14 protein-coding genes are annotated in these 10853 nt (G+C 62.0%); 3 read left to right on the top strand and 11 right to left on the bottom strand.

Going from position 1 to position 10853, the window contains the following annotated elements:
- A partial coding sequence (locus tag ACP5EL_RS07250; RefSeq protein ID WP_428401847.1) for an Ada metal-binding domain-containing protein occupies positions 1 to 258 on the top strand: 258 nt, incomplete at its 5' end.
- A 43-nt stretch (positions 259 to 301) separates the two neighbouring features.
- On the opposite strand, the gene ACP5EL_RS07255 is transcribed toward ACP5EL_RS07250, so the two are convergent.
- From ACP5EL_RS07255 to ACP5EL_RS07295, 9 genes are all read right to left on the bottom strand, one after another.
- Positions 302 to 892 (bottom strand): cobalt-precorrin-7 (C(5))-methyltransferase, encoded by a 591-nt coding sequence (locus ACP5EL_RS07255; protein ID WP_428401848.1) that lies wholly within the window; start codon positions 890 to 892, stop codon positions 302 to 304.
- Between the two features lie 82 nt (positions 893 to 974).
- Entirely contained in the window at positions 975 to 2015 is a 1041-nt protein-coding gene (locus ACP5EL_RS07260) for a cobalt-precorrin-5B (C(1))-methyltransferase (protein ID WP_428401849.1), read from the bottom strand.
- Between the two features lie 22 nt (positions 2016 to 2037).
- Positions 2038 to 2676, bottom strand: a complete 639-nt coding sequence (locus tag ACP5EL_RS07265) for a precorrin-8X methylmutase (protein WP_428401850.1) — start codon at positions 2674 to 2676, stop codon at positions 2038 to 2040.
- Positions 2677 to 2693: 17 nt separating this feature from the next.
- On the bottom strand, positions 2694 to 4136 hold the full coding sequence (locus tag ACP5EL_RS07270; protein ID WP_428401851.1) for an SAM-dependent methyltransferase: 1443 nt from the start codon (positions 4134 to 4136) through the stop codon (positions 2694 to 2696).
- The gene (gene cbiG / locus ACP5EL_RS07275; protein ID WP_428401860.1) at positions 4120 to 5013 is read right to left on the bottom strand and encodes a cobalt-precorrin 5A hydrolase; all 894 of its coding nucleotides are present in this window, start codon (positions 5011 to 5013) and stop codon (positions 4120 to 4122) included. Before cbiG ends, ACP5EL_RS07270 begins: the two co-directional genes overlap by 17 nt.
- On the bottom strand, positions 4998 to 5708 hold the full coding sequence (gene cobM / locus ACP5EL_RS07280; protein WP_428401852.1) for a precorrin-4 C(11)-methyltransferase: 711 nt from the start codon (positions 5706 to 5708) through the stop codon (positions 4998 to 5000). Before cobM ends, cbiG begins: the two co-directional genes overlap by 16 nt.
- Positions 5705 to 6313, bottom strand: a complete 609-nt coding sequence (locus ACP5EL_RS07285; RefSeq protein ID WP_428401853.1) for a cobalt-factor II C(20)-methyltransferase — start codon at positions 6311 to 6313, stop codon at positions 5705 to 5707. The genes cobM and ACP5EL_RS07285 overlap by 4 nt, the downstream gene beginning before the upstream one ends.
- A 49-nt stretch (positions 6314 to 6362) precedes the next feature.
- Positions 6363 to 6887, bottom strand: a complete 525-nt coding sequence (locus ACP5EL_RS07290; protein ID WP_428401854.1) for a methyltransferase domain-containing protein — start codon at positions 6885 to 6887, stop codon at positions 6363 to 6365.
- Positions 6888 to 6959: 72 nt separating this feature from the next.
- Entirely contained in the window at positions 6960 to 7433 is a 474-nt protein-coding gene (locus tag ACP5EL_RS07295; RefSeq protein ID WP_428401855.1) for a hypothetical protein, read from the bottom strand.
- A 56-nt stretch (positions 7434 to 7489) separates the two neighbouring features.
- Here ACP5EL_RS07295 and ACP5EL_RS07300 point away from each other — a divergent pair, with 56 nt between their 5' ends.
- A complete protein-coding gene (locus ACP5EL_RS07300) occupies positions 7490 to 8209 on the top strand; it encodes a thymidylate synthase (protein WP_428401856.1) in 720 nt (239 codons plus the stop codon).
- Positions 8210 to 8242: 33 nt separating this feature from the next.
- Here ACP5EL_RS07300 and ACP5EL_RS07305 read toward each other — a convergent pair whose 3' ends face one another.
- A complete protein-coding gene (locus ACP5EL_RS07305; protein WP_428401857.1) occupies positions 8243 to 9076 on the bottom strand; it encodes a dienelactone hydrolase family protein in 834 nt (277 codons plus the stop codon).
- A gap of 58 nt (positions 9077 to 9134) precedes the next feature.
- On the bottom strand, positions 9135 to 10199 hold the full coding sequence (gene rsgA, locus ACP5EL_RS07310) for a ribosome small subunit-dependent GTPase A (protein WP_428401858.1): 1065 nt from the start codon (positions 10197 to 10199) through the stop codon (positions 9135 to 9137).
- 238 nt (positions 10200 to 10437) lie between these two features.
- Between rsgA and ACP5EL_RS07315 the strand changes: the two genes are divergently transcribed.
- The coding region (locus ACP5EL_RS07315; RefSeq protein WP_428401859.1) for an NYN domain-containing protein at positions 10438 to 10853 on the top strand (416 nt) is incomplete at its 3' end.

Below are 10853 nucleotides of genomic sequence, written 5' to 3' on the forward strand. Positions count from 1 at the left end.
GAAGACCTCGAATCGGAGAAGCACCTGATCTCTGGTAAGGACCCGATCTCTGGTTCCAGCCTTGGCGAGCCCAAGAAGACTGATACTGAGGCTGAAATTGATTACAAATATGTGGGCAGCACCACCTCAGACAAGTATCATCGCCCTGACTGTCGCTACGCCGAGAAGATCAAGCCAGAGAACAGAATAACCTTCTCCGACGTTTGGGAGGCGCGGGAGGCGGGTTACTCTCCCTGCAAGGTCTGCAACCCGGAATAGATCTATTGTTTTATCTCACCATTCACCTCATCTCCAGTGGAAATCAGGGGGTTCTCTCAAACCCGAGATCTCCTATCATCACCGAGGCGAGCCCCTTCGAATGCGGCGGGCAGGCGGTCGGGCCCTTTCGGATCTCTTCCTCCGGGTAGCCGAGGTCGGTGAGGACCGCAACGTCCCTCGATAGCCCCCTCTCCTCCATAAGCCGGCAGAGTCCCGGAAGGTCTGTAGAGTCATCGACGAGGAGGAAGACGCACCTTCCCCTCGCGATCTCATCGAGGATCGGCTCAGGATCCATCCTCCTCCCGTGGACGGTGATGGGGACCACCTTCAGCTGGCTGACCTTCAGCCTAGCGCAGGCTACCTGCATGCTGGATATCCCCGGCACCACATCTCCCTCCAGGTAGCCGAGGCCGCTGAGCATCGGGTCTCCGGTGGAGAGGACCACAGCCTCGGGAGGAAGCTTTTGGAGGGCTCTGTAGTTCTCGATCTCCCTCACCTCGCAGCGAGGACTGATCTCGTCTCGGACCAGGTCGATCGCCCTAGCAGACCCGTAGACGAGCCGAGCCTCCCTTATTGCCCTCGCCGCCTCCCCGGTCAGCATTCCGGGGCCCGCCCCTACTCCGACGATCTTCATCTTATAATCCGCCTCTGTCCCGTTTCGTCTCTTTTCGTTTATATGTCTTCGATCAGAATCGGCACCTTGGGCCCTCTCCCATTCAGGGTTCCTCGTCCCTGAGGATGGATCCTCTCCTGTCGAGGAGGACGATCCTCGTCCCCGGCAGCCTTGCTCTCACCTCGCGAATCGCCTCTTCGATCCTGGGGTGGTGGGGCTCTTTCTCCACCATCTCGGCAACGGTCCCGTATCCCGTCCCCTCCAGGATCTCGGGCATACCCCATTTCAGTATCAGAGCGGGAAGGCCGCAGAGGACGCTATCCTGCTCCTCTCTGAAACGGAGCCGGTCGAGCCGGTTTCCTAAAAGGACGACCTGGTGTTCGGGGAAGAGGAACCTGCTGTACTTGAGGCCGACCCTTCCGGTGGTGACCACCACCCTCGCAGGCCCTCCGATCTCGGCCTCCCTGCTCTCGCCCAGATGCTCATTCCAGGGCTCTACGAAGCCGGTCGAACCCAGGATCGATATACCGCCGACGACGCCGACCTTCGGGTTCATGGTCTCTTCCGCGATCCTCTCGCCGTCCCTCACCGCGAGCTCCACCCGAACCGCCGCCACCCCCGCCTCGGCCATCCCCTCCTCGATCGCTCTCCTTATTTCTCTTCTTGCCGGAGGGCTGATGGCCGGCTTTCCCGGCCGGGCGCAGAGGCCAGCGGCCCCGATCCTGCCGATCCCCGGTCCCGCGACGAGCTGGATCTCGTCTCCGGTCTCGATAACATCACCCATCTCCACAGGCTCGACCCTCGCCTCAATCACCGCCCCGGAGGTGACGTCGGACTCGTGGTCGCCCCCGATCTTGACGGCGAGGCAGACTCCGTCCCTCCCCTCGACGGGGACTGAGACCCTGACCCCGGCCGGGGTGAGGACTGTGACCTGGCGGACGGGCCCCCTCAGGGCGATCACCGCCCCCTTGGCGGCGGCGGCTGCTGTCGTCCCCGTGGTGAGGCCCCTCCTGAGGAGGGTGCCGTCGGAGAGGAGAGCCCAGAGGCCGCTGTTGACCTTATCCAGGACGTGGGGGTCGTCGGCCCTCTCGATCCAGTCGGGGGGGATCGCGAGGCCGGAGACGGGGTCTATGACTTCCTCCACGGGGTCTGTAGCCCCTTTTCTTTCAGTGCTCTTTTTTTCCATGGTGCAGATTAATGATCTCGTTTATCGCGGCGACGGCGATGGGCGTTCCGCCTCGGGTTCCCTCCGTAGATATGGAGGGTAGATCGATCTTTCGGAGCCTCTCCTTGCTCTCGGCGGCGTTGACAAACCCCACGGGAACCCCTATGACCAGGGCGGGCTCGGCCTCGCCCCTCTCGATCATCTCGCATACGGTCAGAAGGGCTGAGGGGGCGTTTCCTATTACCAAGATGCTCCCCGAGAGGTCCCTTTTCAGCTCAAGAAATCCCGCCGAGGTCCTGGTGATCCCCTCCCTCTCGGCGAGGTCGTCCCCCCTGCCGATGGCGGTGATGACGGGGCTATCGTGCCCTCTCTTCACCACCCCCGCCTCCACCATCCTGATGTCGACGTATATGGCCGCCCCCTCCTCCAGGGCGCCGAGCCCTGCATTCACGGGGTCGTTTTTGAACCTGAGGATCTCGGCGACGCCCAGATCGCCGGTGGCGATGACGCAGCGCTGCTTTATCTTGTCCTCGGGCGTCCCGTCCCCCACGATCCCGGCGATGAAATTTCTGCTCTTGTTGTAGATCTCCCTCGCCTCGGGCGTGACCGCCCCCAGATCCGGATACTTCTTCTCAGTCATCTTCAACGCCACCGGTTTCAGTAATCGTACTTGGTCTGGTAGCCTCTCCGGGTTATTATCCTGTCATCCTTTATCCTGGCCTCGGGACCTGCGATGATCAGGGTGCATCTTCGGCCGTCGAACTTCGGTCTGCCCAGATCTGCAGCCATCCCGAGATAGATCCTCTCTTTGGGGCGGGTTGCGTCCTGGACGAGGCCGAAGGGTCTCTCCGAGTCCAGGCTATCGATCCTTTCTGCGAGGCCGGAGAGATCTCTGGTGTTCTGGTTGTAGAGGGCGACGGCAAAGCCGCCCTCTATCAGCTTGAGCGCCTTCTCGCAGGTCATCTCATCCCGGCCCGAGAGGAGGGCGAAGTCGCCCACCAGGGGAGCGCCGATCCTCGCTGCCGTCGCCGAGAATGCCCCGACCCCCGGAGATATGTGAACTTGAGGGCGGGTTAGGTTTGAAGGATCGTAGACCCGCCAGGCAGAGCTGAAGGTGCTGGGGTCGCCCCCGAAGAGGATCGACGCCGTCATTCCCCTGCCCTTCGCCTCCTCAGCCGCTCCAAGCCTCGCCCTCATCCTCTCTTCGAAGCTCCCTTCTTGAGAGACCATCTTGCCCCGGGCCAATCCTCCCACGGCGCAAAGATGTCTCTTGGGTCCCAGGACCAGGTCGGATCTTTCGATGATCTCTCTCGCCTCGCAGGTCAGGTGATCGGGGCTCCCCGGTCCCACCCCCACCAGGTTGATCATGGATCGAGGGGCCGCCGTCCCTCTGGTCATTCCCTCGCCTCCGATGATCAGGAGGGTGAACATGTCCACCTTCCCGCGAAGCTCATCATCTTCCCGCATCTTCCTCGCCTTTGTCCACCAGAGGGCCTCCCCCCGGCGTGAGACGTTCCTCGCCACCAGAAGGTCCTGATCGATCTCGCCGCCCTCCGTGACGATCTCGAGAACTCGCTCCAGCTGCCAGGTCCTCCTCTTGCTCCGGGGGTTGTAGAGGGCGATGGGCATCTTCATCTCCGAGGCGATCCTCGCCCTCTCTTCGATCTCGGGCCAGGGGGTGAGAAGGTCGCTTAAGCTGATCACGGCCAACGATTCTCTGAAGGTGATGCCGGCTCTGCAGGCTGCGGCGGAGAAGGAGCTGATCCCGGGGACCACCTCCACCCGGCCGAGATCGACCTCTCCCGAGGCCACCTCCAAGCCGAGGCCCGCCATCCCGTAGACGTTGGGGTCGCCGCTGCTGATCAGGGCACAGGAACCCTCCTCGAGGAGGTCGGCCGCCTTCCGCGCCCGGTCCACCTCCCGGCCCATGCCGGTGGAGCTGACCGCCTTCCCCTCCAGGAGGTCGGAGACGAGGTCGAGGTAGGGACGATAGCCGACGATGCTTTCTGAATCAGCTATCGCATCTTTTGCCCTCCTCGTCAGGAGATCCGGGCTGCCGGGCCCGATCCCGACGATGTAAAGCTTACTCTCCGAGGGCAACGGTCACCCTCCCGTAGACCTTCTTGGGCATGATCAGCCTCTCGGATAGGGCTAAGGCCGCAGGCTCTGCCACCCCCACCAGGCCGAGGGAAGAGGCCCTCGACTCCGTCGTCGGTGACTGGGCGTTTATGACCTCATCGTCCAGGTAGACGACCGGGCAGCACATCTCCTCTGCGGCCTCCGCGATCCCGGTCTCGTCTCTTTTGATCTCTGCCGTCGCCATCACCCTGATCTCGTCGATCCCTCTTCCAGCCGACTCCAGAGCCCTGGCCACAGCCTCCATCACCTCGGAGGAGGCTACGCCCCTTCTCGCGCCGAGGCCGACGACGACGCCCCCTCTGCTCTTCAGTACCGCCACCTTCTCGTCCACCAGGACGACCTTGGGCCCAGAGAGCCTGATGACGGGCAGATCCTCCCTCAAGAAGGCGAGGTTCGCCTCTTTGGAGGAGGATCTGTTCACGACCCCGGCGCCGAGCCTCTCGGCGGTCCCCTCCAGGGAGGGCCGCCCGGCGGCGTCGGTGGCGGTGGTGATGGCGGGATATGCGCCAAGCTTCTGGTATAGATGAACCGCGAGATCGTTCGCCCCGTGGTGGCCTCCGACGACCGGGACTGCAGACCGCAAGGATGCGTCGATGGCCACCACCGGCCGGTCGGCCCACTTGTCACCGAGGGAGGGACAGATCAATCTGACCACGATCCCTACGGCCATCACCGCCACCAAAAGGTCGAACCCCTCCAGCGACTCCAGGGTTCCCTCGGGGTCGCCTTTCCTGTAGATAAGAACCGCGGGATCGTACCGGTCTGAGAGGGCGCCGGCGATCTCCTCGCCCTCGGACAGGTTACGGTCGAAGACCAGGACAGCTACCGACTTTGGTATAGGTGAGACCTCCCAAAGCCGCTTCTCGAGATGACATCTCCCACCAGGATCAGGGCGCTTCTGGTGATCCCGGCCTCCTCCACCTTCTCGGCGACGTCCTCGACGGTGCCGATTACCACCCTCTCGTCGGGCCAGGAGGCGTGGTAGACGACGGCAACCGGCGTCTCTTTCGGGACTTCGAGGGATCTCATCGTCTCCCTGATCTTGTCGGCTCCCAAAAATATCGCCATCGTCGCGCCGAGCCTGGAGATCTCCCCGATCTGATCCTCCTCCAGGGTGGTTCCCGCAGGCCTGGTGACGATCAGGGACTCGGAGACTCCCTTGAGGGTGAGCTGGGTCTTGAGGGCGGCGGCGACCGCAAAGAGGGAGGAGACCCCCGGGACCACCTCCACCTCCACTCCGGCCTCCTCCAGGGGCCTCATCTGCTCCAGGATCGCCCCGTAGAGGGCGGGGTCGCCGCTGTGGAGCCTCACCACCCGCTCGCCTTCTTTTGCGGCCTCGAGCATGATCCCGTTGATCTCCTCCAGGTTGATCTCGTTGCTGTCGACGAGCCTCGCCGAAAGGCCCTCCAGGAGGGCGGGGTTGACGAGGGAGCCGGCGTAGACGACGAGGTCGGCCTCCGCCAGGAGCCGTGCGCCCTTGACGGTGACCAGCTCGGGGTCGCCGGGACCCGCGCCGACGAAATGGATCTTCATACCTTCCTCCTGGCGGCGAGGACGCTGAAGTAGTCGCTCTTCTCCGGCATCTCTCCCCGAACGATCTCCTCGTCGGGAGAGTAGAGCCGAACCCCCAGGATGAACTCGTCATAGCCCTCCTCTCCGAGCTCTGCCGCCGTCTCCGCGGGTCGGACCGCCTTCATCCTGATCACCGTCTCCACGGGAGAGCCGTCGGATACCAGGAAGGAGCGCGAGAGGTCGAGGCCGAACCTCGCCGCCAGGGCGGGGACCGTTCCCACGCCCGGGATCGTCTCGATCTCGATCTGGGGGTGGCGCTCCGCGACCACCCTCTTGAGATGGGAGAAGGTGGAGAAGGTGTTGACGTCGCCTATGCAGGCGAAGGCCGCGTTCCCGCCGGAGGCGAAGGAGGCGACGCGGTCGGCGTTCTCGGCCCAGATCTCCTGGAGCCGGTCTCTGTCCGAGATCATGGGAAACTCCAGGATCTCGGGATCGGCGTAGGGGCGCACCAGGTCCGCCGCCATCTCGCCGGGTACGAAGACCTTCTCCGCGAATGCTAAGGCCCTCTCGGCCTTCCGGGTCAACAGCTCCGGGTCTCCGGGGCCGAGGCTGACCCCTATAAGCATCTTATCATCTCCATGCCCTCTCATCTCCTCGGAATCTCATCTCCACGAACTACAAACCTCCTGCGCACCGGCCCACCACCATGAATATGGGGTTGGCGGGCCGGAGGGCGATGTCGCCGGCCAGGTCGTAGCCTCGCGATATTCCTATCTGGAGAAGCTCCTCGAAGATCCCCTCCTCTTTCATCAGACCGGCGACCTTCGATGCGATCCCGATCCGGGCCAGGTCGGCGACGACGACCGATCCGGGAGAGAGCCTCTCCATCAGGAGGGGGAAGAAGGAGTCGATCCCCCTCGTCCCGCCGATGAAGCAGCGGTCGACCTTCGGCAGCTCTGCCAGCAATCCATCGGCTTCGCCGCAGAGGAAGGTTCCCTCCGGAACTTTCGCCCGGGAGATCTCTACGGCCTCGGCCCTCCTATCGATCCCGAATATCCGGTCGGTGAACCGAGAGGCGGCGAGGGATACGGCCCCCGAGCCGCATCCGATATCGAGGAAGGTCATCCCCCGCCTGATCTCGAGCTTTCCCATGGCGATCATGACGTTCTCCGGCTGGGTCGCGGTACCGGGAAGCTTCATGGCTTTTGGGAGCGGCGGAAGGGGATATAAGCTTAATCCAAATTCTCTTGTCCATAGTAAAATCGATTGGCCCTAAATCTCCAGATCTCCGGCCTCGATCCGGTAAGAGCCCTTCGCCCTGTTCAGGGCGGGAAGGCCCTCTATCTCCTCCACCGGGATGCCCGGGCTCAGTGACCGGAAGCCCTCCATCACCCTCCTCCAGGGGAAGAGGTGGGCGGTCTTCGGTCTCCCTGGCCCCCTTCGCAGCTCCACCGCCAGAACCCCCCTCCTTCCGGAGCTCTCGATGAACCGGTCGGCCCTCTCGATCTGATGGACTCCGCCGGCGATGGAGAAGTGCTGGGTGAAGTAGAGGGTCTTTGTCTTCCGGGCGTCGAGGCTCTTGCACTCGACCGCCAGATAGTAGCGGGAGAGGGGCGAGTCGACGAGGAGGTCGACGACCTGGGGGGTGTAGCGGCTTTGCTTCAGCCGATAGGCTACGCCCCTGATCTCCTCGGTCTCGAAGAACCGGTTGAGGGCTGCCACCAGCTCCCACTCGAAGTCGGGCATTTTGAAGGTCTCCAGAGCTGCTCTGCTCCAGTTTAAAGAGCCAACCTATTTTAGCCATGTGGACCTTACCCGACCACGGTGGTTTTGTGAGGGTCGGAAGGTTCATCAGGGCGGAGACGATCCCCCAGGCCTGGCGCCGGGGCCTAAACCTCATCTGGCGGCAGGGCGAGGAGATCACCGACGAGCGGGGGACCAGGACCAGGGAAGTTCTGGCCCTGGAGGTGGTGGTGGAGGACCCGAGGAGGGATATGATCCCCGAGGAGTACTCCTGGAACCGCCCCCGGCTGGAGGATTACGCAGGACAGCTCATAAGCGGCGAAAACCCCGGCTTCGAGTACACCTACGGGGAGCGGCTCCGCTCCTGGACCTTGCCGGGTTCTGTAAACAAAAAAGAAGAAAATGTGATCGGTCCCGTCGACCAGATCGATTACGTCGTCCGCCGCCTCCGGGCCAATCCCAACTCCCGGAGGGCCTCGGCGGTCACCTGGATCCCGCCCGTCGATACGAAGAAGGAAGAGGTCCCCTGCATGATGGTCGACGACTTCAAGATCAGGGAAGGGCGGCTCCACCTTGCGGCCCTCTTCCGGAGCCACGACTTCGCCGGCGCCTACCCGGCCAACCTCTACGGCCTCACCAGACTCCTCGAATACGTTGGAGAGAGGGTAGGGGCGGAGCCCGGCTCGATCACCACCGTGAGCTGCTCGGCCCACATCTACGACCACGATTGGGACTGGGTCAGCGAGATGGTCACGGGCGGGGAATGCGGGGAGATCTGATTTTTTTAAAAATAGGGGGCGGCCGAATAGGCCTCACTTCAAAGTCCTCTCGAAGAACCTGGCCATCTCATCCAGCGCGTCCTGGGCCGGGAAGCTCTCGGAGAGCTCGCCCTCCTCGATCATGAAGCCGTGGGGCTCGCCCTGGTAGACCTTCAGCTCGAAGTACTTATCCTCCTGGTCGAGGGCGGTGGCGTACTGGTATATCTCCGATATGGGGCTTGGCGAATCCCTGGTCCCGTGGATGATCAAGATCGGCGCATCGAGCTGATCGATCAGGTCGGCCGGCTTCGTCTCGTTGTTGAACCCTCCAGAGTAGGGAAATCCGTACCATGCGACTCCGGAGCTGAACTCCTCCATCGAGGGCAGAAAGAGCATGGTGTACCTCCCTCCGGCGCAGAAGCCGGTGAGACCCAGCCTCTCAGCGTTCATGTCCTCTCTTCCTTTCAGATAATCGACAGAGCTTCTGACCAGCTCCTCCACGACCTCGTCCATGGGCGCCCTCTCGAAGGTCTGCCACTCCGGCGCGATCACCACAAAACCTGCGGAGGCGAGGGCGTCGGCGAGGTCCAGGTAGCCTGGCTCAAGGCCGTTGAAGGAGTGGATCATCACGATCCCCGGGTACTTCTCGATCTCGCCAGCGTCTTCGCCTTCGTCTTGCTGCTCATCTCCGGTCGGAGCCGGCGCCGCCACGTAGGCGGGATAGGTCAGGTTGACGCTCTCGATATCCACCGTCATGCTCTCCACCAGCAGAGTCGTCCCAACCTGCCCGACGATTTCTGCCTCTGATGTCTCACCATCTTCTCGATCGGCGCAGCCCGCGGTGCAGACGAGGGCCGCGATCGCGAGGATAAAAAGAAATTTTTTCATGAACATTAGTCTTTAGGTCAAAGGATTTAAAAATTTCCAAATTATGTTCAGTTTCATCTTAAATCTCGCCCGCCTTCCTCTTTTGAATCTCCTTTGCCATTTTGCTGATCTTCTTCCACTTTTTCTTCTCTTCGGCCATGAGCTTGGGGTTCTTCTTCCTCTCCAGGGCCAAAAGCTCGCGCTGCAGCTTCCGGTAGCTCTCCAGCCGGACCTCCGAGAGCTTCCCCTCCTCTATCGCCCTCTTGACCGCGCAGCCCGGCTCGCTCTCGTGCCTGCAGTCCGAAAACTTGCACCCTGCAGCAAGCTCGATGACGTCCTGGAAGGCGTCGTCGAGCCCATCACTCGCGTCCCAGAGCTGGATCTCCCTCATCCCCGGGGTGTCGATGATGATCCCGCCCTTTTCGAGGAGCAGAAGCTCCCGGGCGGTGGTGGTGTGCCTCCCCCGGCCGTCGTCCTCGCGGATCTCGGCGATCTTCTGCCGTCCTCGCCCCTCCAGGGCGTTTATGAGGGTGGACTTGCCGACGCCCGACGACCCCAGCAGGACGACTGTCTCTCCATCCTGGAGGTAGGGGGAGAGCTGTTCGAGGCCGGTCTTCTCAGCGGCGCTGATGGCGATAACGGAAAGGTCGGAAGCGATAGCCTTCACCTCGTCGACCTTCGCCTCGACATCGGCGCAGAGGTCCGATTTGTTCAGCACGATGACCGATTCTGTGCCGCTCTGCCTCGCCGCGGCGAGGTACCTCTCCAGCCGCCTCAGGTTCAGATCCTGGTTGAACGACGTTACGATGAAGATGGTCTCGATGTTCGTCACCATCACCTGCTCGCCGACGGCCCTGCCCGGATCTTTCCGGGAGATCTTGCTCCTTCTCGGCAGTATGGCCTGCAGGGTGCGGGTGCCCGAATCGTCTCGAGAGATCGCCACCCAGTCGCCGACGGCGGGACGAAGGCCGTCTTGGCGGAGCCTGCCTGAGACCCTGGCCCGCACCACGCCCTTCCTGGTATGGACTTCGCAGCCGCTTCTGCTCACCGAAGATACGCGGCCAGGCTCGTGGTCGACGGCGTACTCCCGGAAATGCTCTCCGAAGAAGGCGTTCCAGCCGAGTTTTTTGAGGGCGGGGTCCATAAAGCAGGTCTCCTTCTCAAGGATCAGCCCGGCAGATAAAAAATGCTGTGGTAGCGGGAGAGGCTGTAGCCCATCTGTGAGTCGGCGTGAGTTGCCATTCGCCACCAAGACGGAGATTTTTTCAGGAAACTTCAGGAAACTATATGTATCCTCAGATTGACTTCCATCCGGAATAATAATGCCGGGCCGAAATGGAGGCTCGCGTGTTAAATATATTTAACACAAAGGAGAAATATAAGTGAAAATATCGGTATTCGTAGATGGCGCGAACATCTTTTACATGCAGAAAGACGAGCTAAGATGGTGGATCAACTTCGAGAAGCTTCTCAGGTGGATCGAGGAGAAGACCGGCGGAGAGATCATCGACGCCTACTACTACGTCGGCGAGGAGAACCCGCCGGATACGAGGCAGCAGGGCTTTCTGACCGCTCTCGCGGACATCGGCTACTCGATCATCACCAAAGAGCTGAAGATCATCGTCCTCGACGACGGCCGGGAGATAAGAAAGGCGAACCTGGACATCGAGATCGTCCTGGACATGTTCAACACCATCGAGAACTACGACATGGCGATCCTGGTCAGCGGCGACGGCGACTTCGAGCGGCCCCTCAAGCTCCTCCGGGCGAGGGGGAAGAGGTTCATGGTCATGTCCAC

Source organism: Methanocrinis sp., assembly GCF_049974945.1.
Classification (GTDB): Archaea; Halobacteriota; Methanosarcinia; order Methanotrichales; family Methanotrichaceae; genus Methanocrinis.

Coding starts and splice junctions, on each gene's coding strand:
- ACP5EL_RS07255 (WP_428401848.1), bottom strand. CDS start 892: ATGAAGATCGTCGGAGTAGGGGCGGGCCCCGGAATGCTGACCGGGGAG.
- ACP5EL_RS07265 (WP_428401850.1), bottom strand. CDS start 2,676: ATGACTGAGAAGAAGTATCCGGATCTGGGGGCGGTCACGCCCGAGGCG.
- cobM (WP_428401852.1), bottom strand. CDS start 5,708: ATGAAGATCCATTTCGTCGGCGCGGGTCCCGGCGACCCCGAGCTGGTC.
- ACP5EL_RS07285 (WP_428401853.1), bottom strand. CDS start 6,313: ATGCTTATAGGGGTCAGCCTCGGCCCCGGAGACCCGGAGCTGTTGACC.
- ACP5EL_RS07290 (WP_428401854.1), bottom strand. CDS start 6,887: ATGAAGCTTCCCGGTACCGCGACCCAGCCGGAGAACGTCATGATCGCC.
- ACP5EL_RS07295 (WP_428401855.1), bottom strand. CDS start 7,433: ATGCCCGACTTCGAGTGGGAGCTGGTGGCAGCCCTCAACCGGTTCTTC.
- ACP5EL_RS07300 (WP_428401856.1), top strand. CDS start 7,490: ATGTGGACCTTACCCGACCACGGTGGTTTTGTGAGGGTCGGAAGGTTC.
- ACP5EL_RS07305 (WP_428401857.1), bottom strand. CDS start 9,076: ATGAAAAAATTTCTTTTTATCCTCGCGATCGCGGCCCTCGTCTGCACC.
- rsgA (WP_428401858.1), bottom strand. CDS start 10,199: ATGGACCCCGCCCTCAAAAAACTCGGCTGGAACGCCTTCTTCGGAGAG.